This window comes from Pseudomonas aestiva, from assembly GCF_039908605.1.
GTDB classification, from domain to species: Bacteria; Pseudomonadota; Gammaproteobacteria; order Pseudomonadales; family Pseudomonadaceae; genus Chryseomonas; species Chryseomonas aestiva.
Map to the genome: position 1 here is coordinate 3,101,517 of NZ_CP150916.1, position 23,297 is coordinate 3,124,813.

General features: G+C 64.7%; 21 protein-coding genes and 1 tRNA gene. 11 read left to right on the forward strand and 11 right to left on the reverse strand.

Features of this window, described 5'->3' with window-relative positions:
- Window positions 1-18 precede the first annotated feature (18 nt).
- Window positions 19-909 carry an alpha/beta hydrolase gene (locus AABM56_RS14415; protein ID WP_178083900.1) on the reverse strand — a complete coding sequence of 297 codons (891 nt, stop codon included), beginning with the start codon at window positions 907-909 and terminating at the stop codon, window positions 19-21.
- Window positions 910-1,121: 212 nt separating this feature from the next.
- On the opposite strand from AABM56_RS14415, the gene AABM56_RS14420 reads away from it, so the two are divergent.
- Window positions 1,122-3,890, forward strand: coding sequence for a response regulator (locus AABM56_RS14420; protein WP_133861116.1), 2,769 nt, complete (start codon window positions 1,122-1,124; stop codon window positions 3,888-3,890).
- Window positions 3,891-3,894: 4 nt separating this feature from the next.
- Here the strand turns inward: AABM56_RS14420 and dinB are convergent, their stop codons facing one another.
- The 3 genes from dinB to AABM56_RS14435 all read right to left on the reverse strand — a co-directional run bounded on the left by dinB (window position 3,895) and on the right by AABM56_RS14435 (window position 5,669).
- Entirely contained in the window at window positions 3,895-4,992 is a 1,098-nt protein-coding gene (gene dinB / locus AABM56_RS14425) for a DNA polymerase IV (RefSeq protein ID WP_133861117.1), read from the reverse strand.
- 93 nt (window positions 4,993-5,085) lie between these two features.
- Window positions 5,086-5,319 (reverse strand): hypothetical protein, encoded by a 234-nt coding sequence (locus AABM56_RS14430; protein ID WP_017642220.1) that lies wholly within the window; start codon window positions 5,317-5,319, stop codon window positions 5,086-5,088.
- 23 nt (window positions 5,320-5,342) lie between these two features.
- Window positions 5,343-5,669 (reverse strand): hypothetical protein, encoded by a 327-nt coding sequence (locus AABM56_RS14435; protein WP_347883425.1) that lies wholly within the window; start codon window positions 5,667-5,669, stop codon window positions 5,343-5,345.
- A 171-nt stretch (window positions 5,670-5,840) separates the two neighbouring features.
- Between AABM56_RS14435 and AABM56_RS14440 the strand changes: the two genes are divergently transcribed.
- The 5 genes from AABM56_RS14440 (at window position 5,841) to AABM56_RS14460 (ending at window position 10,687) form a co-directional block, all read left to right on the forward strand.
- Complete coding sequence (locus tag AABM56_RS14440; RefSeq protein WP_166655896.1) at window positions 5,841-5,987, forward strand: hypothetical protein; 147 nt, start codon at window positions 5,841-5,843, stop codon at window positions 5,985-5,987.
- 90 nt (window positions 5,988-6,077) lie between these two features.
- Window positions 6,078-6,154: transfer RNA gene (locus tag AABM56_RS14445), tRNA-Met, on the forward strand.
- A gap of 191 nt (window positions 6,155-6,345) precedes the next feature.
- A complete protein-coding gene (mprF, locus tag AABM56_RS14450) occupies window positions 6,346-9,003 on the forward strand; it encodes a bifunctional lysylphosphatidylglycerol flippase/synthetase MprF (protein WP_347883426.1) in 2,658 nt (885 codons plus the stop codon).
- Window positions 9,004-9,010: 7 nt separating this feature from the next.
- Window positions 9,011-10,285 carry an AcvB/VirJ family lysyl-phosphatidylglycerol hydrolase gene (locus AABM56_RS14455; protein WP_347883427.1) on the forward strand — a complete coding sequence of 425 codons (1,275 nt, stop codon included), beginning with the start codon at window positions 9,011-9,013 and terminating at the stop codon, window positions 10,283-10,285.
- Between the two features lie 96 nt (window positions 10,286-10,381).
- The gene (locus tag AABM56_RS14460) at window positions 10,382-10,687 is read left to right on the forward strand and encodes a hypothetical protein (RefSeq protein WP_133861121.1); all 306 of its coding nucleotides are present in this window, start codon (window positions 10,382-10,384) and stop codon (window positions 10,685-10,687) included.
- 46 nt (window positions 10,688-10,733) lie between these two features.
- Here the strand turns inward: AABM56_RS14460 and AABM56_RS14465 are convergent, their stop codons facing one another.
- Window positions 10,734-12,575, reverse strand: a complete 1,842-nt coding sequence (locus AABM56_RS14465; RefSeq protein ID WP_133861257.1) for a potassium transporter Kup — start codon at window positions 12,573-12,575, stop codon at window positions 10,734-10,736.
- Window positions 12,576-12,881: 306 nt separating this feature from the next.
- On the opposite strand from AABM56_RS14465, the gene rimO reads away from it, so the two are divergent.
- Window positions 12,882-14,207 carry a 30S ribosomal protein S12 methylthiotransferase RimO gene (gene rimO / locus AABM56_RS14470; RefSeq protein WP_133861258.1) on the forward strand — a complete coding sequence of 442 codons (1,326 nt, stop codon included), beginning with the start codon at window positions 12,882-12,884 and terminating at the stop codon, window positions 14,205-14,207.
- 7 nt (window positions 14,208-14,214) lie between these two features.
- Here rimO and cadR read toward each other — a convergent pair whose 3' ends face one another.
- From cadR to AABM56_RS14485, 3 genes are all read right to left on the reverse strand, one after another.
- Window positions 14,215-14,685, reverse strand: a complete 471-nt coding sequence (cadR, locus tag AABM56_RS14475) for a Cd(II)/Pb(II)-responsive transcriptional regulator (RefSeq protein WP_133861122.1) — start codon at window positions 14,683-14,685, stop codon at window positions 14,215-14,217.
- 222 nt (window positions 14,686-14,907) lie between these two features.
- A complete protein-coding gene (locus AABM56_RS14480) occupies window positions 14,908-15,087 on the reverse strand; it encodes a hypothetical protein (protein ID WP_133861123.1) in 180 nt (59 codons plus the stop codon).
- A 169-nt stretch (window positions 15,088-15,256) separates the two neighbouring features.
- Window positions 15,257-16,660 carry a hypothetical protein gene (locus tag AABM56_RS14485; RefSeq protein WP_133861124.1) on the reverse strand — a complete coding sequence of 468 codons (1,404 nt, stop codon included), beginning with the start codon at window positions 16,658-16,660 and terminating at the stop codon, window positions 15,257-15,259.
- 136 nt (window positions 16,661-16,796) lie between these two features.
- On the opposite strand from AABM56_RS14485, the gene AABM56_RS14490 reads away from it, so the two are divergent.
- Window positions 16,797-17,048: a CsbD family protein gene (locus AABM56_RS14490; protein WP_017642209.1), complete on the forward strand. Its 252-nt coding sequence runs from the start codon at window positions 16,797-16,799 to the stop codon at window positions 17,046-17,048.
- Window positions 17,049-17,129: 81 nt separating this feature from the next.
- Here the strand turns inward: AABM56_RS14490 and AABM56_RS14495 are convergent, their stop codons facing one another.
- The 3 genes from AABM56_RS14495 to tesB all read right to left on the reverse strand — a co-directional run bounded on the left by AABM56_RS14495 (window position 17,130) and on the right by tesB (window position 19,945).
- A complete protein-coding gene (locus AABM56_RS14495) occupies window positions 17,130-17,498 on the reverse strand; it encodes a response regulator (protein ID WP_133861125.1) in 369 nt (122 codons plus the stop codon).
- A gap of 25 nt (window positions 17,499-17,523) precedes the next feature.
- Window positions 17,524-18,972: an ATPase domain-containing protein gene (locus tag AABM56_RS14500; protein ID WP_133861126.1), complete on the reverse strand. Its 1,449-nt coding sequence runs from the start codon at window positions 18,970-18,972 to the stop codon at window positions 17,524-17,526.
- A gap of 112 nt (window positions 18,973-19,084) precedes the next feature.
- A complete protein-coding gene (gene tesB / locus AABM56_RS14505) occupies window positions 19,085-19,945 on the reverse strand; it encodes an acyl-CoA thioesterase II (RefSeq protein ID WP_133861127.1) in 861 nt (286 codons plus the stop codon).
- Between the two features lie 171 nt (window positions 19,946-20,116).
- On the opposite strand from tesB, the gene AABM56_RS14510 reads away from it, so the two are divergent.
- Genes AABM56_RS14510 through AABM56_RS14520 form a run of 3 tightly spaced genes read left to right on the forward strand, consistent with a single transcriptional unit; the run spans window position 20,117 to window position 23,285 of the window.
- Window positions 20,117-21,733 carry a histidine kinase famiy protein gene (locus tag AABM56_RS14510; protein WP_133861128.1) on the forward strand — a complete coding sequence of 539 codons (1,617 nt, stop codon included), beginning with the start codon at window positions 20,117-20,119 and terminating at the stop codon, window positions 21,731-21,733.
- Window positions 21,730-22,362: an exopolysaccharide biosynthesis protein gene (locus tag AABM56_RS14515; RefSeq protein WP_133861129.1), complete on the forward strand. Its 633-nt coding sequence runs from the start codon at window positions 21,730-21,732 to the stop codon at window positions 22,360-22,362. Before AABM56_RS14510 ends, AABM56_RS14515 begins: the two co-directional genes overlap by 4 nt.
- Window positions 22,359-23,285: a histone deacetylase gene (locus AABM56_RS14520; RefSeq protein WP_133861130.1), complete on the forward strand. Its 927-nt coding sequence runs from the start codon at window positions 22,359-22,361 to the stop codon at window positions 23,283-23,285. The genes AABM56_RS14515 and AABM56_RS14520 overlap by 4 nt, the downstream gene beginning before the upstream one ends.
- Window positions 23,286-23,297 lie beyond the last annotated feature (12 nt).

Genomic DNA, 23,297 nt, shown 5'->3' on the forward strand with positions numbered 1-23,297 from the left:
TACCCATCCGGCGCCTGGCTAGGGCCGGCGGGTGGCGGCGCCGTCGCTGGCCACCTCCAGGGCGGCGGGCAGGCTCAGCGACAGAATGCCCTCCGGCCCCAGGTTGGGCTGCACCTGGGGGGTCACCTGCATCCCCGGCAGTCCACCCAGGCGCTCGGCCAGCCGCCTGGCGGCATCGGGGGTGACCTTGCGGGTCAGGTCCTCGGTACCGGAATACAGCCAGAGCTGTACCGGCCGGGCGCCGCCCACGCCCTGGAATTCTTCTGCCCGCTTGAGGATGTAGCCCTGCTGCCAGCCATAGGCGACATCGCTCGCCACGTAGCGCTGGAAGGTCTGCGGCTGCCGATAGAGGGTGTCGAGCACGAACAGTCCGCCGTAGCCATGGCCCCAGAGGGTCTGGCGATTGGGGTCCACCGGCACGCTCTGGGTCAGCAGCGGCTTGATGCGTTGCTCGATCAGGTCGAGAAAGGCCCGCGAGCCTCCCGCCGGCCAGTCCTTGCGCACGTCGTCGCGCATGCGGCCATTGCCCACCGCCGGGGTGTAATCGTAAGTGCGCTCCTGCATGGCGTCCGCGGCATCGGCGTAACCAATGGCCACCAGCACCGGCGCGCTCTTCAGTTTATGGGGGGACAGCCAGACATCCTGCAGTTGCGCCAGGGCGGCATCGCCGTCGAGCAGGAACAGCGCGGGATACCCCATCATCGGCGCCGGCTGCTTGGGAATGCCGATATAGACCCGATAGCGGCGCTTGCCGTCCGCCGAGTCGAGCAGGTGCGTCTCGAAGCTGTAGTACATCGACCCCCGCTCCACCAGGGTGGTCTTCTTCGGCTCCTGGGCCTGGCTCGACGCCATCCAGCCGGTTCCCAGCAACAGGGCGCCCGCCAGCATCAGACTGCAACTCTTCTTCAAAGGATCTCCTCGAACGCAACCGCACCGGAACGACCGGCAGTCCCTACCAGACCGCCGATGGGGTCAATGGTTGTGCACCCCGGCCAGGGACCGTGGCAGCCTTCGCGGATTTTCGCGAATCGGCGCGTCAGGGGGTGCGACCCCTTTCGCAAAGACTCTCTTTACATTTGGTAAAGGGGTTAGACTCGCCAAATTTCCTCGGGGGACGCGCAGTGCTGGACGAATTGGGACTCAAGGGGCGCATCCTGCTGTTGAGCGTCCTCCCGACCTGCTGCATGGCGGCCCTGCTGGGGGTCTACTTCAGCTGGGTGCAGCTGTCCGACATGCGCAGCCAGCTCATCGAGCATGGCCAGCTGGTGGCCCAGCAGATGGCGCCACTCATCGCCCCGGCCATGCGCACCGGCGACAACGACCAGCTCAACCGTATCGCCCAGCGCGCCCTCGACCAGGCCGATGTCCGGGCGATCAGTTTTCTGGATGCCGACGGCAACCTCCTCGCCCACGCCGGTCCTTCGATGACCGTGGAGCTCACCGGGCGCGACTACCAGACCATCAGCATGAGATCCGGGCTGGACATCACCCACTTCAACCTGCCGGTGCAGACCCATGATCTGCGTCTGACCCGCAGCGACGGCAGTCCGGCCACGCCCCAGACCCTGGGCTGGATTCAGCTCGAACTCTCCCATCACGCCACCCTGCTGCGCGGCTATCGCAACCTGGTGGCTGGCCTTCTGCTGATCCTGCTCGGCCTGGCCTTCACCGCCTTCATCGCGGTGCGCATGGGCCGCCGGATCAACCGGCCCCTGCAGGTGATCGCCCACGGCGTCAGCCAGTTGCAGGAGGGTCGCCTGGAGACGCGCCTGCCGACCCAGCTCGGCAGCCCCGAATTCGACGAACTGGCGACCGGCATCAACCGCATGGCCGAAGCCATGGAGAACGCCCAGTTCGAGATGCAGAACAACATCGACCAAGCCACCGAGGACGTCCGCCAGAATCTGGAAACCATCGAGATCCAGAACATCGAACTGGACCTGGCGCGCAAGGCGGCGCTGGAAGCCAGCCGCATCAAGTCGGAATTCCTGGCCAACATGAGCCACGAGATTCGCACCCCGCTCAACGGCATCATCGGCTTCACCAACCTGATGCAGAAAAGCGAGCTGACCCCGCGCCAGCAGGATTACCTGAGCACCATCCAGAATTCCGCCGAGAGCCTCCTGGGCATCATCAACGAGATCCTCGACTTCTCGAAGATCGAAGCCGGCAAGCTGGTGCTGGAGAATCTGCCGTTCAACCTGCGTGACATGATCCAGGACACCCTGACCATCCTGGCGCCCTCGGCCCATGAAAAGCACCTGGAGCTGGTCTGCCTGGTCTACCGCGACACCCCGACCCACCTGGTCGGCGATCCGCAGCGCCTGCGCCAGGTGCTCACCAATCTGGTGAGCAATGCCATCAAGTTCACCCATTCCGGCACCATCGCCGTGCGCGCCATGGTCGAGGAAGAGACCGACGACCATGCCCAGCTGCGCATCAGCGTCCAGGACACCGGGGTCGGCCTCACCGACGAAGACCGGCAGATGCTGTTCCAGGCCTTCTCCCAGGCCGACAACTCCCTGACCCGGCAGGCCGGCGGCACCGGACTCGGCCTGGTCATCTCCAAGCGCCTGATTGAGCAGATGGGGGGCGAGATCGGCCTGGAGAGCATTCCCGGCGAGGGCTCGGAATTCTGGATCACCCTCAACCTGCCCAAGGCCCACGGCAGCGTCGAGAGCCACAAGCGCATCGCCCTGGCCGGTCGCCGCGTCGGCCTGGTGGAGCCCCACCCCCTCACCCGCCAGGCACTGCAGCACCAGCTGGAAGAATGCGGTCTGAGCGTGGAGCCGTTCGAGACCCTGGAGCAGCTCAGCGAAGCGGTCGCCCACCCGGCCTCCGGCAAGCTGCCGGTCAGCCTGGCGGTGCTCGGTGTCAGTGCCCGCAGCATTCCGCCGGATCTGCTCACCGAGCGCATCTGGGAACTGGGTCGCCAGGACTGCAATACCCTGGTCTATTGCCCCACCACCGACCAGGCGGTGTTCCATGCCTCCCTGCCCGATGTCCATTGCCAGCTGCACGCCAAGCCGGCCTGCAGCCGCAAGCTCGAGCAGGCGGTGGCCGAGCTGCTCAACCAGCGCCCGCAACGCAACGAGAGCGGCGGCCTGGGCATCACCGACCGCCCGCCGCGGCTGCTCTGCGTGGACGACAACCCGGCCAACCTGCTGCTGGTGGAAACCCTGCTGACCGATCTCGGCGCCCAGGTCACCGCGGTGGAAAGCGGCTACGCGGCGGTGGAAGCCGTCCAGCAGGAGCGCTTCGATCTGGTGTTCATGGACGTGCAGATGCCCGGCATGGACGGCCGCCAGGCCACCGAGGCGATCCGCGACTGGGAAGCCAGCGAAGGCGGCACCCCGGTGCCCATCGTCGCCCTTACCGCCCACGCCATGGCCAACGAGAAGCGCGCCCTGCTGCAGAGCGGCATGGACGACTACCTCACCAAGCCCATCAGCGATCGGCAGCTGGCCCAGGTCATCCTCAAGTGGACCGGCCTGCGCCTGCTGCACAGCTCGGCGCCCGAGGTCACCAGCCTCAACAGTGGTGGCCAGGACATTTCCACGCTGGCGGTGATGGATGCGGACGAAGGCCTGCGCCTGGCGGCCAACAAGCCGGATCTGGCCAAGGATCTCCTGAGCATGCTGCTCGCCTCCCTGGCGGCGGACCGTCAGGCCATTCGCCAGGCCCGCGAAGACGGTGACCGCATCGCCCTCATCGAGCGCGTCCACCGCCTGCATGGCGCCACCCGCTATTGCGGCGTGCCCCAGCTCCGCGCCGCCTGCCAGCACAGCGAAACCCTGCTCAAGCAGGGCGCGCCGACCTCCAGCCCGGCGCTGGAAGAACTGGACGCGGCCATCGTCAATCTGTCCGCCCAGGCCAAGAGCCCGCTCTAGCGGGCTAGTCCTCGAACAGCCTCAGCTGCAGCGCCGCCTCGCGCAGATCGGTCAGGCGCACGCCCACCCCGAGCAGCCGTACCGGCCGATTGCCCCGCCGGTAGGCCTGCTCCAGCAGGCGCCGATAGCTGTCGAGATCACGACCGGCGCCCTGCTGTTCCAGGGTGGTCTGGGTGAAGTCGTGGAACTTGACCTTGATGAAGGGTCGCTCCGGGCGATAACGATCGGCCAGGCGCGTCAGCCGCTCTTCGAGCTTGGCCAGCAACTCGGGCAACTCCTGCGCACAGGCGGTGGCATCGGGCAGATCGCGGTCATAGGTGCGCTCCACGCTGGCCGATTGCCGCTGGCTGTCCACCTTGACCTGGCGCTCGTCGATGCCATGGGCCAGTGACCAGAGGCGCTCGCCGAAGCTGCCGAACTCGCGCAGCAGATCGAAGCGCGACCAGGTCTGCAGGTCGCTGCAGAGGACGATGCCGCGGCGCTTGAGCTTGTCGGCGGTGACCTTGCCCACGCCATGCAGCTTGGCCACCGGCAAGGCGGCGACGAAGTCGTCCACCTCGTGCGGGGCGATGACGAACAACCCGTTGGGCTTCTTCCAGTCGCTGGCGATCTTGGCGAGAAACTTGTTGGGCGCCACCCCGGCGGACACCGTGATGTTCAACTCCTGCCACACCCGCCTGCGGATATCACGGGCGATCAGGGTGGCGCTGCCGTTGAACAGCTCGCACTGGGTGACATCCAGATAGGCTTCGTCGAGTGACAGCGGCTCGATCAGCTCGGTGTAGTCCTGGAAGATGCCGTGGATCTGCCGTGATACCCCCTTGTAGACCTCGAAGCGCGGCTTGACGAACACTAGGTCTGGACAGAGCTTCTGCGCCTGGTGGGACGACATGGCGGAGCGCACGCCGAAGGCCCGGGCCTCGTAGTTGCAGGTGGCGACGACTCCACGACGATCAGGGGTCCCGCCTACCGCCAGCGGCTTGCCGCCCAGGCGCGGATCGTCGCGCATCTCGATGGACGCATAGAAGCAGTCACAGTCGACATGGATGATCTTGCGCTGGCGTTTGGGTGGGAGCTGGGCGGGAGGACTGTCCGGAGCCATGGAGAGAGATGCCGGGCCGGGCTTGGCGGCTGATTATCCGTACAGTAAGCCAAGACCGCCCCGATTTGTCCATGGCGGACGACGAATCGCCCGTTAACCGACGTCTTGCAGCAGGCGTTGCCGATGGACGACCTCTTCGCGCAGCTCATCCACCACCGCCTTGAGGTCATGGGCATGGTGGAGCTGATCGTAATATAGGTGGCGCTCGGCGATCACGCCGTCGGGCGTGGTGATCATCAACCGCGCGAAATGCTCGCTGCGCTCGAAGAACTCGATGCGACCCAGGCCCTGGAGATGTTGGAGCAAGGTTTCCAGCAGCAGATTCATGGCGGCCCCTTGGACTTTCCTGGTCAAACGGTTCGGTCGCGCTGCCCATCGTCGAAAGGTGCACCCTCGTCGCCGGCGATGACGGTCCGATCTTCTATATGGCCGGAGCGAACATGACGGGACGAGGTGTCCAGCAATTCCTGTGCCGCAGCGCGGAGCGTCTGCATGTCGTCGACGAGCAATTCGACTTTCTCCACGACCTGAAGTGCCATCTCCGAAGCACCTTTGGCACTGCTGCCGGTAAGCGCCAGGGAAAGATTGCACAACTGGGCGACCAGTGTCGCTATATCGTGATCCATCACGCGCATGATGCGCTGATCCAGACGACTCGAATCCTGGGTAGGGTGCATGAGGTTCTCCATAACACCCATCGAGGATAGCACATGGCCACCACCTGCCCTGGCCCTTAGCGGCGTTTTGCTATCACCTTCTCACTTGATCGCGTAGGGGCTCTCATCGGGTTTCCGGACCCTTTGCCGGCTAGATGGGTCGACTGAGGACGTACCTCTAGGAGAACCCCCATGAAGCGCCCTCTACTCGTGTCCTCTGCCCTGCTCCTCAGCCTCATGCTGGGTGGCTGCTTCGATCGCGACCAATCGGATCAGCAGAATCGCTCCAGCGGCGAAAAGGCGTCGGTGCAGATGCAGAAAAGCGATGGCGACAAGTAGGCTCGTCCCTGCTTGGTAAATAAGCCTTTGATGAATATTAAATTTTTTCTTGACGAATTTTTTCTTGGCCCTATACTGAGCCACATCGGACGCGGGATGGAGCAGTCTGGTAGCTCGTCGGGCTCATAACCCGAAGGTCGTTGGTTCAAATCCAGCTCCCGCAACCAAATTCGAAAAAACCACTCTCTTGAGTGGTTTTTTTTTGCCCTGAATTTGACCCGGTTCAGATCCAGGCGGTGCGAACTCTGTGGCTACAAGAGCTACAAAGGTTGGTATAGAGCTTTTTTTATCTGTACAAGGCTTGGCAAACCGCGCGCGACCAGTAATCTGACGCGCGTTCCTGTCTAGAGGAGTTTGCATGACTGCACCTGATCCAGCCAAAGAGGTCTCCTCGAAGCCGGCATCCCCTGCGGACCACCCTGTGTCGCCCCCTCAGGCGCTGCCCTGGCGCCTCCTGGAGCGCCTGACGGCCTACCGGCAACCCATCGAACTGGGTCTGACGCTGGTGTTGTTCGCCGCCGCCCTGGTGGTCTGCTGGCATCTGCTGAGCAGCATCGATGGCGAAGCTCTCCATGATGCCCTTCACGATATTCCACACTACTCCCTGATCGGCGCGCTGATCGCCGCAGCCGCCGGCTTCACCATCCTGCTAGGCTACGAGTGGTCGGCCATGCGCTTCGCCGACGTCAAGCTGCCGGCACGCGCCTGGACCATGGGCGGCCTTACCGCCTTCGCCATCGGCAATGCGGTTGGCCTGTCCATGCTGTCCGGCGGGTCGGTGCGCTATCGCCTCTATGCCCGCCAGGGCCTCAGCGCTCTGGAAGTGGCGCAGATGACGGTGTTTTCCAGCCTGGCGCTGGGCACCGCGCTGCCGCCCCTGGCCGCCATCGCCGCCCTGACCAATCTGCCGGCGTCCACCCAGGCCCTGCGCGTTCCGGAAGCGGTGATCATCACCGTGTCCGCCCTGATCCTGCTCGGCTATGCCGTCGGAATCCTGGCCCTGCGCCGCTGGCGGGTGCCCGAGCAGCCCTGCGCCCACGCCCTGCACTTCCGCATCGGCAAGCGTGCCCTGCGCCTGCCGACCCTGCGGCTGTCCGTGCTGCAGCTGGTGATCACCATCCTCGACGTGACCGCCGCCTCGATGGTGCTCTATCTGCTGCTGCCCACAGCGCCGCCCTTCGGTGCCTTCCTGCTGGTCTACCTGCTGGCGCTGGCCGCCGGGGTGCTCAGTCACGTTCCGGGCGGTGTCGGCGTGTTCGAGGCTGTCCTGCTGGCCGCCTTCGCCAACGAGCTGGGCGCCGCCCAGTTGGCCGCGGCGCTGGTGGTCTACCGCCTGTTCTATGTGCTGCTGCCCTTCGTGATCGCCTGCCTGGTGCTGCTGTTCAGCGAAGGCCGCCGCCTGCTGTCGAACAGTCCGGCCGTACGGGTCGCCTCCGGCCTGGCGGCACCCATCCTCGCCATCCTGGTTTTTTTTTCTGGGGTGGTACTGCTTTTTTCTGGGGTCACCCCTGAAATAGACACCCGCCTGGAGGGCATGGATTTCCTGCTGCCCCAGCGGTTGATCGATGCCTCCCACCTGGGCGCGAGCCTGATCGGCGTCGTCTGTCTATTGCTGGCGCAGGGATTGCGCCGGCGCCTCTCCGCGGCTTGGGCGGTGACCTTGGTCTTGCTGTTGCTGGGCTGCCTGCTGTCCCTGTTGAAAGGTTTCGACTGGGAGGAAGCCTCCATTCTGGCGATCACGGCCGCGCTGCTCGCCATCTTCCGCAAATCCTTCTATCGCCGCAGCCGGCTGATGGAACAGCCCTTCTCGCCGCTGTACGTGACCGCCAGCATCTGCGTGGTCGCCGCCTCGGTGTGGCTGCTGCTGTTCGCCTATCAGGACGTGCCCTACGACACCCGCCTCTGGTGGCAATTCGCGCTGGATGCCGATGCCCCACGCGGCCTGCGTGCCGCCCTGGGCAGTTCGGTCCTGCTGCTGATCATCGCCCTGGGCTGGCTGCTGCGCGCTGCGCCGCCGCCGATCGAAGCCCCCACCAGCGCCGAGCTCGAGCGGGCCTTCGGCATCGTGCGCAAATCCAGTCAGCCGGATGGCGGCCTGGTGATGACCGGTGACAAGGCCCTGCTCTTCCACGACAGCGACGATGCCTTCCTGATGTACGGACGACGGGGCCGCAGTCTGATCGCCCTCTTCGATCCCATCGGCCGCTCCCAGCCTCGCGCCGAGCTGATCTGGAAATTCCGCGATCTCTGCGACCTGCATCATGCCCGGCCGGTGTTCTATCAGGTACGGGCGGAGAACCTGCCGTTCTACATGGACATCGGTCTCACGGCGCTCAAGCTTGGCGAAGAGGCTCGGGTGGACCTGCATGCCTTCGATCTCGACAGCAAGGGCAAGAAGGACCTGAGATACACCTGGAATCGCGGCCAGCGCGACGGCCTGGCAATCGAATTCCACGCCCCGGGCGAAGCGCCGCTGGACGAGCTCAAGGCCATCTCCGACGTCTGGCTGGAGAGCAAGCAGGTGCGCGAGAAGGGCTTTTCCCTGGGTCGTTTCGATCCGACCTACCTCAAGCACTTTCGTATCGCCGTGGTGCGCTTCCAGGACAAGGCGGTGGCCTTCGCCAACCTGCTGGAAACCGAACGCCCCGACCTGGCCAGCATCGACTTGATGCGGGTCACCGCGGATGCGCCCAAGCAGACCATGGAATTCCTCATGCTGGGGCTGATCCTGCACTTCAAGGCTGCCGGCTTCGCCCGCTTCTCCCTGGGCATGGTCCCGCTGGCCGGTCTGCACCCCCGCCGTGGCGCTCCCATCACCCAGCGCCTGGGGGCCATGGTGTTCAGACGTGGCGAACAGTTCTATAACTTCCAGGGGCTGCGTCGCTTCAAGGACAAGTTCGATCCGGAATGGGAACCGCGCTACATGGCGGTGCCCGCCGGCCTGGATCCCCTGGTCGCCTTCGCCGATACCGCCGCCCTAATCGCCGGGGGTTATACCGGCCTGGTCAAACGTTGAGACTCCTATGCTGAAACGTGCACTCGCAGTACTGCTCGTCATCCTGCTGATCGCTGGAGGTCTGGGCTGGTGGTGGCTTCATCGCTGGCCGTCGGCGCCCCAGGTCATGGTCCTGGAGCAGCCGGATGGTCGCCTGCTGACCATGGCCGCACCCAAGGGCGAGCCGCATGCCCGCGTGGTCCTGGCCACGCCTTCGGACCTGCAACTGGCGGATGCCGACCTGCTGGGCCTGGCGACCAACACCGGCGCCGAGATCGTCCAGTACGAGGTCAGAGTCGCCAACAGCTGCCAAGCGCAGAACGACGACTTCACCCAGGCGGCCAAGCAGCTGAGTGGCGCCCCGACCTTCGTCGGCGGCATCGGCCCGGGCGCCGCCCGAGCCTGGCGCTGGCTGACGACCCAGGACAACCCGAAGGCGGCGGCCCTGAGCGTGGGCTTCAATCTGGAAACCCTGGATTGCCCCGACGCCCTGCCGGCCAAGGCGGCCGCTGGCCAATGGCACATCGCCTGGAACGATCATCCGACCGACGATTCGGCCATCTTCGTGCGTCAGCAGAGCAATGCCGACCTGACCATCGCCGACTATGGCACTGCCCTGCCGGTGGTGCTGCGCACCCAGCTGAAGAATCGCCTGCTGGGCCAGCACAACGACATCCCGACCATCGAGATGCCGGCCGATCCGGACGTCAAGCCCGGCCATCCCGACGTCGTGACCATCTTCTACTCCGGTGACGGCGGCTGGCGCGATATCGACCGGCTCTCGGCCCAGGCCATGAACGAGGCCGGTTATCCGGTCGTTGGCGTGGACTCCCTACGCTACTTCTGGCAGCACAAGAGTCCCGAGCAGGTCGCCGCCGACCTCGCCAACCTGATGCAGGAATACCGCGAGAAGTGGAACGCCAGGCACTTCGTCCTGGCTGGCTACTCCTTTGGCGCCGACATCCTGCCAGCGGTCTACAACCGCCTGCCCAAGGCGGATCAGGACCAGGTGAGCTCGCTGCTGCTGCTGGCCTTCAGCCGCAAGAGCAACTTCGAGATCGCCGTGGAAGGCTGGCTGGGCAAGCCGGGTGACGAAGCCGATACCCTGCCGGAAACCAGCAAGATTCCCGCCGCCAAGCTGTTCTGCGTCTATGGCGAGGAAGAGAAGGACGACAGCGGCTGCACCCAGGCGGGTCAGCCGGGTGAGAAGCTGGGTCGCCCGGGCGGTCACCATTTCGACGAGAACTACGACAAGCTGGCCGACTTCATGGTCAAGGCCATCGAGGCCCGTACGCCGCAATAGCGTATTTCGTCCGGGCCTGCGGGCCCGGACGAACGGCTGGAACAAGGGGCCGGTCTCCCGCGGTCTATGGCTGCAACAGCCACGGAGACTCCCGACATGAGCACACCGCTTTCCGCCGATGCCGCCAGCAAGATCCTGGTGGATGCCTTTCAGCCCCTTGGCTGCGTGGTGTCTTCCGGCACGGATGGCCACGACCTGGCCCTGGGCGTGGTCGATGCCCAAGGCAAGACGCTCTACACCGAAGAACGGCTCAGCGAGGGCGACTACAGCGATCCCCTGCGCCTGGCCGGCTACATAGGCACGGTCCGCAGCGAGCTGGAAGGCCGTGGTCAGACCCTCGACAGCTGGCAGATGCCCTTCATCACCGATCCCGACGCCCTGCCGCCGCCGGTGTTCAACTAGGCAAAGAAAAGGCCCCTGCTGGGGCCTTTTTTCTTGCTGCGCCGGACTAGATCTCGACCTGGGTGCCCAGTTCGATCACCCGGTTCACCGGCAGTTTGAAGAATCTCAGGTTGCCGTTGGCGTTCTTCATCAGGAAGACGAAGAGATTCTCCCGCCAGGGCGCCATGCCCAGCCGCTTGGAAGCGATCACCGTCTCCCGACTGAGGAAGTAGGTGGTACGCATCGGAGTGAAATCCAGCCCTGGATAGGGGCAGTGGCTGAGCGCCAGGGGGATGTCCGGTTCGTCCATGAAGCCATAGTGCAACACTACCCGATAGAAGCCGTCACCGAAGTCCTCGACCTCGATGCGCTCGCCGCGCGATACCCGCGGACGGTCCTCGTAGCGCACCGTGAGCAGCACCACCTGCTCGTGCAGCACCTGGTTGTGCAGCAGATTGTGCAGCATGGCGTGGGGGACCACATCGGTGCGGGCGGTGAGGAACACCGCGGTGCCCTTGGCGCGGAACGGTGGCTGGGCGCGAATGCTGCTGATAAAGATCGGCAGCGGCAGGGCACCATCGTCCAGGCGTTCCACCACCAGTTGCCGGCCCCGCTTCCAGGTGGTCAGCAGGATGAAGATGATGACACCGGCGATAACCGGGAAGGACCCGCCGGAGAGGATCTTCGGCGCATTGGCGGAAAAATACAGCACGTCCACCAGCAGGAAGCCGATCAGCAGCGGCACCATGATCCAGCGCGGCCATTTCCACAGCAGCAGGATCACCGCCGACACCAGGCAGCTGGTGATCAGCATGGTCCCCGTCACGGCCACGCCGTAGGCTTCGGCCAGGTTGGCCGAGGACTGGAAGGTCAGGATCAGGAAAATCACCCCCAGCATCAACGCCCAGTTCATCAGCGGGATGTAGATCTGCCCCTGCTCCTGGCTGGAGGTGTGCTGGACCTGCATGCGCGGGATGTAGCCCAGCTGGATGGCCTGGCGGGTCATGGAAAAGGCGCCGGTGATCACCGCCTGGGAGGCGATGACGGTAGCCAGGGTCGCCAGGCCGATCATCGGCAGCAGCAGCCACTCAGGAGCTAGCAGATAGAAGGGATTGCGCACCGCCGCGGGATCGGCCAGCAGCAGCGCGCCCTGGCCGAAGTAGTTCAGCACCAGCCCTGGCAGCACCAGCAGCAGCCAGGCCCGGGCGATGGGCTTGCGCCCGAAGTGGCCCATGTCGGCATAGAGCGCTTCGGCGCCGGTCAGCGCCAGCACCGCCGCACCCAGCACGATGAAGCCCTTCACCGGGTTGTCGACGAAGAATTGCACCGCCCAGTAGGGATTGAAGGCCTTGAGCACCTCGGGTTGCTGGACGATGCCATAGACACCCAGGGCGCCCAGGGTGGTGAACCAGAGCACCATCACCGGCCCGAAGAACTTGCCGATGGTGGCGGTACCGCGCTTCTGGATGGCGAAGATGCCGACCAGGATCACCAGGGCAATGGGTACGACCCAGGCGTCCAGGCCATCGAAGGCCAGCTCCAGGCCCTCCACCGCCGACAGCACCGAGACCGCCGGGGTGATCATGCTGTCGCCGTAGAAGAGCGCGGCGCCGAACAGCCCCAGCAGGACCAGGGTGGTGGCCAGGCGTGGCGAGCCCTGGGCGGCGCGGCGAGCCAGGGCTGTGAGGGCCATGATGCCGCCCTCGCCCTGGTTGTCGGCGCGCATGACGAAGGTGATGTACTTGAGGGTGACGACCCAGATGAGCGACCAGAAGATCAGCGACAGGATGCCGAGCACGCTGTCGTGATTCAGCGGCAGGCCGTAGTGCGGCGAAAAGACTTCCTTGAGGGTATAGAGAGGACTGGTGCCGATGTCGCCGTATACCACGCCGGTGGCGAGCACGATCATTCCCAAGGCCGAAGGGGCTTTACCACCGTGCTCGTGTTCCGGACGGCTCATGCAGGGCTCCTAGAGTCTAAAATCGGCGCATCCTGCGCCGAAGCGGCGTCAGGATCAAGTTGAAAAGGCCGGTAGCGTGGCGCGCGCAACCTCTCGGCGCAGCGCTTCCAGCACCATAGACTCCTTGGTCGGCAAAAAGCTCTGCGCGGTCGCCAGGACCCGCCTGCCCCTTCCAAGCGGCGGCAGAGATGGCTAGAATCGCGCGTTTTTTGATCAAGGCGCCTCCTGAGCGCCCGCCGAGGTTAGCCCATGTCCATCCAAACGTCCGCCCCCAAGGTCGGTTTCGTCAGCCTCGGCTGTCCCAAGGCCACCGTCGATTCCGAACGCATCCTCACCCAGCTGCGCATGGAAGGCTACGAGATCGTGCCGACCTATGAAGACGCCGACGTGGTGGTGGTCAACACCTGCGGCTTCATCGACAGCGCCAAGGCCGAATCCCTGGACGCCATCGGCGAGGCCATCGCCGAGAACGGCAAGGTGATCGTCACCGGGTGCATGGGCGTGGACGAGGGCAACATCCGCGGCGTGCATCCCAGCGTGCTGGCGGTGACCGGGCCGCAGCAGTACGAGCAGGTGGTCAACGCCGTGCACGAGGTGGTGCCGCCGCAGCTGGAGCACAATCCGCTGATCGACCTGGTGCCGCCCCAGGGCATCAAGCTGACCCCGCGCCACTATGCCTATCTGAAGATTTCCGAAGGCTGCAACCACAGCTGCAGCTTCTGCATCATCCCCTCCATGCGCGGCAAGCTGGTCAGCCGCCCGGTGGGTGACGTGCTGTCCGAGGCCGAGCGCCTGGTCAAGGCGGGCGTCAAGGAGCTGCTGGTGATCTCCCAGGACACCAGCGCCTACGGTGTCGACCTCAAGTACCGGCTGGACTTCTGGAACGGCCAGCCGGTCAAGACGCGCATGCTGGAACTGTGCGAGGCGCTGTCGGGCATGGGCGTCTGGGTGCGCCTGCACTATGTCTACCCCTACCCCAATGTTGACGACGTCATTCCGCTGATGGCCGCCGGCAAGCTGCTGCCCTACCTGGACATCCCCTTCCAGCACGCCAGCCCCAAGGTGCTCAAGTCGATGAAGCGCCCGGCGTTCGAGGACAAGACCCTGGCGCGCATCAAGCGCTGGCGCGAGATCTGCCCTGAGCTGACCATCCGCTCCACCTTCATCGTCGGCTTCCCCGGCGAGACCGAGGAAGACTTCCAGTACCTGCTGGACTGGCTCACCGAAGCCCAGCTGGATCGCGTCGGCTGCTTCCAGTATTCACCGGTCGAAGGCGCACCTGCCAACGAACTGGGCCTGGAGCCGGTGGCGGACGAGGTCAAGCAGGCGCGCTGGGAGCGCTTCATGGCGCACCAGCAGGCCATTTCCGCGGCGCGCCTGCAGCTCAAGATCGGTCGCGAGATCGAGGTCCTGATCGACGAGGTGGACGAGCAAGGCGCCATCGGCCGCTCCTACGCCGATGCCCCGGAAATCGATGGCAACGTCTATGTCGACAGCGCCAATCCCCTCAAGCCGGGCGACAAGGTCTGGGTCCGGGTCACCGACGCCGACGAGTACGACCTCTGGACAGAGACGCTCTGAGTCGTGGCTAGTCGTGCAGACGGTGGGTGCCGGGCACATGGGCGTGTCCGGCCGCACTGCAACTGGCAGTAGTCGCTGACGGCGCCGCCGGTTGACCGAGTTCGCGCAGGATGCCGCAACGGTCACCCTCGCCCTCTCCCTGGCAGTGACGCCTCAGAGTCACCAGTTGCTCGCGAAGCTGATTCAATTCGCGGATGCGCACTTCGACATGATGCAGATGGGCGCCGATCAGGGCATCCACCTGGGCACAGCCGGGTTCGCTGGTGTCGCGCAGGGCCAGCAAGGCCCGAATCTCCTCCAGCGTCATGTCCAGCGAACGGCAATGGCGGACGAATACCAGACGCTCGACCTGAGTGTCGTCATAGCTGCGATAGTTGCTGCTGCTACGCGCTGCCGGGCTCAGCAGCCCCTCCCGCTCGTAGTAGCGGATGGTCTCGACCGCGCAATCGGTACGTCTGGCCAATTCGCCGATCTTCATCACTCTGTCTCGTTCTGCTGACGGACGCCCAGCCTGCGCCGCCGACCGCTGCAGAGCAAGAGACGACGGCCGTCAGGAAGGTGCTGAACCGCGGCTTTGCCGGAGGCTGGCGGGGACGAAAATCGCTCGGGGAAATGGCTGAGACGTGTCCCTGGCAGCTCGCTAGATAGCACGACGCCCCGGCGATGAGTGGGTCGCCGGGGCGTCGAGACAGCCGCCAGACTAGTTGGCGTTGTTCTGGTAGAGCGCGGAGACCCGGTTCGGATGCTCCGACTGGAACTGCGTTTGCGCATTGGCACGGATCGATTTGTTCGATACGTCGCGGCTGGCTGCGGACGCCGTACCCGACAGCAGGCCCAGGAACAGGACGGCGACGATGGCTTGGACACCCAGGACTTTCATAGCGAATACCTCTTGGTTGTGCTGTTTCGATAGACACAGCGTACTCCAGGTACTAATTCGCCAAAAAGAGCGCTTTGAGAGAGTGATCTTTACCTATAAGGAAAATATCGCCTGGGAACTTCCAGACCTTTCCTGAGCGTCCGTCTTTCGGCCAAGGGCTCTGGTTCGGCTATCGCAGCTCCTTCAGGTGCTTTTCCAGCCCCATGGCACGGCCGGCGCCGACACTGGTCAGCTGAAAGAAGCCGTAGTCTTCCAGATAGGTCCAGCGACTCCGCGGCCCGCTCCCCGTCTCGCCATGCTGGCACTCCAGGGTCTTGGCCCGCCCGCTGAGGCTGGCCAGTACCTTGCGTGCCTCGCCTTCGCTCACCACCTTGCAGGACAACCTGATTTCGCGCTGCTCGGTGCCTTTGAGATTGCCGGTCAGGGATTGCCGCGCTTGATAGCCTACCTGGCTACCCACGGCAAGGGCGCGCCAGTCGCCGCTGAAGCTCAGCTGGTCCAGGCTGGCCACCTCTTCCACCGGCAGATTGCCGTTGTCGATACGGGTACGACGTACCAGATCGATCAGCCCGCGCCAGTTGAGCGAATCGACCCGGGCAGCCTTGCCTTGGGCACTGAAGCGCAGCAGTCCGGGCTGCGGGCCAGGGCTGACCTGCACCTCTTCGCGATAGGCATGGGTCTGGCCTTCGTAGCGACTTTCGCCCTCCTCCACGAAGCGCTGGACGGCCAGACGCGGCGCGGGTAACGCCTGCGCCTTCAACGCCTGCAGGGGCTGAGCCTGCGGCGCGGGCAATTCGCCGAGGGGCGGTGGTGCGGCCGGTGCGGTGTCGGCAGCCTTGACCCCATCCAGGCGTGGCGTGGCCAGTAAGGCGTCCCGACGATCACAGGCGGCTTCCAGCAGCGTACGCCGCTCGACCGGCGCCGCCGTGAAGGCCTCCTGGCCCTGGGCGCCCAGCTGGCTGTCGGTCACCCGCCCGCGGTCGTCCAGGCCGTAGCGCGCCAGCAGCAGGTAACGACGCGCCGTGCAATCGGCGGCCAGGGATTCGCGCCACTGACGCACCGGAGCGCCATAGCGCGGCGTCTGCACCGCGACGGCCAGTTGCTGACCGCCCCAGAAGCGGCGTATTCCGTTGGCATCCACCAGGCTGTTACGGTCGATCACCAGGGTGTCACCGCCAGGGCCACTGGCGAGGGCGCGCCAGTCGGTGTTGACCGGCTGGGCGCAGAGCGCCGCCACATCGGGACGCTGCCTGAGCGTCGCGACCTTGGCAGCGCTCAGCGGCAGGGGCACGGCATAGGCATTCACCCGTCCGGGATAGACCCGCTGAGCACCATCAAGGTAGAGCAGCTCGGCCTGGTCGGCCGCGCAATCCAGAGAAACCAAGGCGGAACCGCCCTCTGCCAGGGCAAGTGCCAGCTGCAGGCGTGAACCTTCGCGCAGAACGCTTTCGGCGCTGACCGGACGGGTGAAGAGGTCATCGGCACTGGTCGGGGACTCGACCGGCGGCTGCTGGGTGCTGCAGCCAGCCAGTAGCAACAGCAGGCAAAGGACGGAAAGACGGCTGGAGATCATGAATCCTCTCGACAGGGAACCGCGAAAGATGTCGCGAACAGCAAATTGACCTGAACGAAATGCGTCTGGCGCGGATCAATAAAGGAAGCATGCCGTTTGGCATGACCTCCCCCGTTTCCCCACACGAGGTGCATTTATGAATACCGATCAGATCATAGGCAATGCCAAGGACGCTACCGGCAAGGTCCAGGACAGTTTCGGCGCAGCGACCGGCAATGCCGACTGGCAAGCCGAGGGCAAGGCCCGTCAACTGGAAGGCAAGCTGCAGGAGCAATATGGGCAGGCCATCGACTGCGCGCGCAATGTGACCGCCGACAAGCCCTTCACTGCCCTGGCCATCGCCGGCGGTGTCGGTTTCGTGCTGGGCGTACTGCTTTCGCGCTCCTGATCGGAGACGCCGGGGCTGGCCACTGCGCCAGCTCCACAGCAAAAAGGCCTGTCTAGACAGGCCTTTTTGCTGTGGAGCCCATTAACGTTCCAGCGTTACCAGGTGCTTGTGTACCGCGTCCACGATTTCGCCGATGTTGAACGGCTTCTGGAACACGGCATCGAACAGCTCCGAACTCTCCTGGGCCAGGTGTGCCTGGGCCCCGCTCATGAGGATGATGGGCAGGTGTTGCAGGCCCTGGCGTTCACGTAACGCTTCCGCCAGCTCACGGCCATTCATCACCGGCATCATGAAATCGGTGATGACCAGCGACGGTAGTTCTCGATCGAAGACATCAAGCGCTCGGCGGCCGTTGCTCGCCTTGACCACCATGTAGCCTTCGTCTTCAAGAGCGAAGGCCAGGATGTCCGCTATCAGAAATTCGTCATCGACTACCAGTATCGTCGTCATGTGGAGACTCTCCCAGCCGACGCGATCATGGTTGTATTGAGGGCATGGCTGAACCGGAAAGCACCTTCACCATGTCTTTGAACGCCTTTTTCAGTTCGATTCCCGAGTTGTCTATCACCATCTCGCGTAGCGAGGGGTCATAAAGGCTATCCCGCACCTTGAGGATGGACAGAACTCTTTTGATCTCCGCCTCGGCCTCGACGAATCGCAGCAAGATCAGATTGTCCACCATGCTGGAAAGTTCGGGGGCCGGCGCTGCTATGTCCGCGCCAAACATGTCCCGTAATTCCCAGGTAGCTAGAACTGTGACGCCCTGGGTACGCAGCTCGTTCAGTAATGCGCTGAAGTATTCGATGAGCCGCCCCTGTGGCAGGGCGAAGCGGGCAATGGCGCCCAGGCTGTCGATCACCAGCCGTCTGATGCCGTGCTGCTGGACCAGCGCGAGCAGCTTCAGACCCACTTCATCAAGGCGCAACTCGGTCGTGGGCTGCCAGTGCATGTGCAGTGCGCCCTGATCGATACGCCCGGCCAGATCGAGCCCCAGGGCGTCGGCCTTGAGTTGCAGCCGCTCCGGCGGTTCATAGAAGCTGAACATCAGACCGGGGGCCTCGGGCGTGCAGGCGGCCAGGAAATTCAGCGAAATGGACGTCTTGCCGGCACCCGAAGGCCCCATGAGCAAGGTGGTCGAGCTTTCCGGTAGCCCGTTCTCGATCATGGCATCTAGCGAAGCCACGCCACTGGTTACCCGCTGGTGCCCAAGGCGATAGGTCGCGCCCACCGAGGGATCGCGATAGAGAGTTTCCAACCGTGGAAACACGGTAATGCCGGCATCGGAGATGGTGAATTCGTGGAAGCCCGGCAACGCGCCGCTACCGCGGGTCTTGCGCAGCGCCAGGCGGCGGATGGTGCGACTGCCGATCTCTTCCTCGTGCAGGTCCAGCACGCCATCGACCATGGTGTGTTCCGGGCTGCCATCTTCGAGACGCGCGCTGGTGAGAAAGATCACCGTGCAACCGGCAAAGGCCGCATGCCCCTGCAACTCGGCGATGAACTTCTTGGTGTCGATGGGCGTTTCCGCACGCGAGCGCGCATTGAGCAGGCCATCCACCACCAGCAGACTGGCCTTCTGCCGGCTGATCTCGCGCCGCAGCAGGCGCACGACCTCATCCAGCCCCTCGCCTTCCATGGTGTCGAAGGCACTCAGGTACTGGACCTGATCCCCGATGCACGAGCGGTCGAAGAAATCCAGCGTGGAAAAGAACTGGAACATCCGCTCGTGGGTTTCCGACAGCATGGTCGCAAACAGCACCCGGCCACCGCCGCGCACATGGTTGAAGGCGATCTGATTGGCCATGATCGATTTGCCGGAGCCCGGACGGCCCTGGATGACATAGGACGCGCCTGCGACCAGGCCTCCCTTCAAGATCTCATCCAGCCCCTGGATACCGGTTACGACGCGCTCGAGTCGATTCAAGAACGATGCCTCAAACTAATGATGTGTCTGGGACGCCTGGACAGGCGCCCGGTGCTTCGCAGGCAAGAGCCTATAAGGGTGCTACCGAAATAGCCAGCCAGGGGGCCTGGTCTTAGCCGCGTTTGCGAATCAGTCCTTCCTGGGCTACCGAGGCCACCAGCTGGCCCGCGCGGTTGTAGATGCTGCCGCGGCACAGGCCACGCGCGCCACCGGCCCAGGGACTGTCGATGGCATAGAGCAGCCAGTCGTCCAGACGGAAATCGCGGTGGAACCAGACCGCATGGTCGAGGCTGGCGATCTGCAGCGAGCGATCCCAGAAACTGGTGCCATGAGGCAGCAGCGAACTTGGCAGCAGGTTGAAGTCCGAGGCATAGGCCAGCAGGTAGCGGTGCAGCGCCGGCTGGTCCGGCAAATCGCCCGTGGCGCGGAACCAGACGTGGCGGACCGGCTCGGTCGGCTCCGGCTTGAAGGGATCGGTAAAGACCACCGGGCGCATCTCGATCGGCCGTGGCCCCAGCAGCTTGTCGCGCAGCGGCGCGGGGATCAGCTCGGCATAGCGCTGGGCATGAGCGATCTCCGACTGCAGGGTCTCGGGTGCGGGCACCTCCGGCATGGTCGTCTGGTGTTCGAAGCCAGGCTCCTCGACATGGAAGGAGGCGCTGCAGAAGAAGATCGGCTGCTCGCCCTGGAAGGCGGTGACCCGGCGGGTGGAAAAGCTGCCGCCATCGCGGATGCGATCCACCTGGTAGGTCACCGACTCCACCGCCGAACCGGCGCGCAGGAAGTAACCATGCAGCGAGTGCACGCGGCGCTCCACCGGCACGGTCTGGCTGGCCGCCGACAGCGCCTGACCCAGCACCTGTCCACCAAAGAGCTGGGGAAAGCCGAGATCCTGGCTGCCGCCGCGATACAGATCGGGGGCCAGGGATTCGAGGGTCAGCAGATCGACCAGGTTGTCCAGCACCTTACTCATGGGGAGGGTTCCTTGACAGAGAGCGATCATCATACGCAAAACCGGTCAAATCCTGTGCGTTCGCCGTGCTTCCAGACACATTGCTCATCGTATGACGATAACTGGTGGAGCTTGTGGCCGCATAAGCGGTCACAATGAAGGTATCGCTGTCCGCTCGCAGGCTTCCTTTCCATGACCGAAACCGCCAACGCTTCGTCTCCCCACCCTTCCGCAGCGCAGATCGCGGAGCTGGGCAAGGGCCTCGGACACGACGACATCTTCTTCGCCGCCGTGAAGAAGACCCGGATGCCGATGATCGTGACGGATCCGCATCAGCCGGATAATCCGATCATCTTCGCCAACGAGTCCTTCCTGCGTACCACCGGCTATGCCCTGGACGAGGTGATGGGGCGCAATTGCCGCTTCCTGCAAGGGCCTGACACCCGTCCGGAGCACATCGCCGAAATCCGCAATGCCGTACGCGAGCAACGCGATTGCGACATTGAGCTGCTCAACTACCGCAAGGACGGCTCGACCTTTTGGAACGCGCTGTTCATTTCGCCGGTGTTCGATCACGAGGGGCACCTGCGCTACTACTTCGCCTCGCAGCTGGATGTCTCCCGTCGGCGCGATGCCGAGGACGCCCTGCGCCAGGCGCAGAAGATGGAAGCCCTGGGCCAACTCACCGGTGGCATCGCCCATGACTTCAACAACCTGCTGCAGGTGATGGTCGGCTACCTGGATATCCTGAGGATCAACCTGGACCGTCCGGAACTGGACAAGGACAAGGCCAAGCGCCATGTCGACAACACCCGCGACGCGGTGAATCGAGCGGCGACCCTGACCCAGCAGCTGCTGGCCTTTGCTCGCAAGCAACGCCTGACCGGGCGCGCGGTGGACCTGAACAAGCTCATCAATGCCCGCCAGGGGCGCCTGACCCAGGCGCTGGGTGAGCCCTTCCGCTTCATCTTCCGACCAGCACCGGCGCTGTGGAATTGCCGTCTCGATCCGATCCAGCTGGAAACGGCGCTGCTCAATATCGTCGACAACGCCCGCCTGGCCATGCAGGAGCGAGGCGCCGGCACCCTGACCCTGGAGACCCTCAACGTCGAGGTCAATGGCCAGGACCTGGCCCACGGTGGCCTGGCCCAGGGGCATTATGTCTGCATCGCCCTGACCGACACCGGCAGCGGCATGTCCACCGACGTGCTCGGGCGCGCCCTGGACCCCTTCTTCACCACCCGCGACGAAGGCCAGGGCAGCGGCCTGGGCCTGTCCATGGTCTATGGCTTTCTCAAGCAGTCGGGCGGCCTGGTCAGGCTCTATTCCGAAGTCGGCATAGGCACCTCGGTGCGTCTCTACTTCCCGGTTTCCGAAGAGGAGGCGCGTGAGCATCCGGCACCCCTGCCGACCCCGCACGAAGACGGCGGTGGCTCCGAGACCATCCTGGTGGTGGATGACCGACCGGACGTGGCGGCGCTGGCCCAGGCCATCCTGGAAGAAACCGGCTACCAGGTGCTGGTCGCCCACAATGGCCAGCAGGCGCTGGACATCCTCGCTCGCGAGCCCGCCGTCGATCTGTTGTTCAGTGATCTCATCATGCCGGGCGGTATGAATGGCGTGATGCTGGCCAAGGAGGCCCAGCGGCGGCAGCCCGAGTTGCGCATCCTGCTGACCACGGGTTACGCCAACAACGCGCTGGAACTCGAGGAAGGCAACGGCGAACGCTTTCCGATTCTCAACAAGCCCTATGGCCGCCAGGACCTGACCCGCTGGATCCGTCGCATGCTGGACAGCGGCCAGCCATGAAGGACGAGGCCCTGGAGCACGAGCCCGCCAGCTGCGATGCCGGGCAGGATGGCCCGGTAGACCTCCAGAGCTTTCTGGCCTGCCTGGAGCGGGTGGGTAACAGCCCGAACCAGGTCTCGGTGCAGCACCTGATCGATGCCATCGGCAGCCGCTCCTTCGGCCCCATGATTCTCCTGCCGGGGGTACTGGCGATCTCGCCGCTGACCGGCATTCCCGGTATCGCCACCGCCATTGCCGTCTTCGTGATGCTGGTAAGTGGCCAACTGCTGCTTGGCCGGGATCATTTCTGGCTGCCGCGCTGGGTGCTGCAGCGCTCGGTTTCGCGCGGCAAGCTGCGCAAGTCGCTGCGGCTGCTGCAGCGGCCGGCGCGCTGGGTGGACAAGGTGGTCAAGTCGCGACTGCGGGTGCTCACCTCGCGCCCGGCGCACTTCGTCACCGCCCTGCTCTGCATCCTGATCGCCGCGACCATGCCGGTACTGGATCTGGTGCCCTTCGCCAACACCACGGCGGGACTGGCATTGACCTCCTTCGCCCTGTCGCTGATCGCCCGCGATGGTCTGCTGTTCCTTCTGGCACTGGGTTTCTGCACCGGCATCCTCTGGTTCATCCTGGAGCTCCTGGTGTTTTGAGCACGCGCCTGCCACTGGTCTACCACGAGGACTACAGTCCGTCCTTCCCCGCAGGCCATCGCTTTCCGATGGAGAAATTCCGCCTGCTGCACGAGCACCTGAGCGCCAGCGGCATTCTCGGCACGGACAACTGGCAGCGGCCCGAGCTCTGCCCGGACGAGTTGCTGGCGCTGGCCCATGCGCCCGCCTACATCCGCGCCTTCCAGGCCGGCGAGCTGGCGCCGCCGCTGCAGCGCCAGCTGGGCCTGCCCTGGAGCGAAGCCCTGGTGCGCCGCACCATCCGCGCCGTGGGCGGCTCCCTGCTCACCCTGGAGCTGGCGCTGCGCCATGGCCTGGCCTGTCACCTCGCCGGGGGTACCCATCATGCGCACCACGACTATCCAGCCGGCTTCTGCATCTTCAACGACCTGGCGATCCTGGCGCTGTCGCTGCTGGAAAGTGGGCGCGCCGGGCGGGTGCTGATCCTGGACTGCGACGTCCACCAGGGCGATGGCACCGCACGCATCCTCGCCGAGGTGCCGGACGCCGTCACCGTCTCGCTGCACTGCGCCATTAACTATCCGGCGCGCAAGGCGCAAAGCGACTGGGATATCCCCCTGCCCCGCGGCCTGGACGACGCCGGCTATCTTCAGGTTCTCGACGAGGCCCTGGGCTACCTGCTGCCCCTTCATCAACCCGACGTGGTGCTCTACGACGCCGGCGTCGACGTCCACCGCGATGACGCCCTGGGCTATCTGGATCTCACCGATGCCGGTCTCGCCGCCCGGGACGGTTTCGTCTTGCGACGCTGCCTGGCGGCGGATATACCGGTCGTGGGAGTCATCGGCGGCGGCTATTCCGCCGATCGCCAGGCCCTGGCCCGCCGGCACGGCATTCTCCATCACACCGCGACCCAGGTCTGGCAGGAACTGGGTCTGACCTGAACAGGAGTTTTC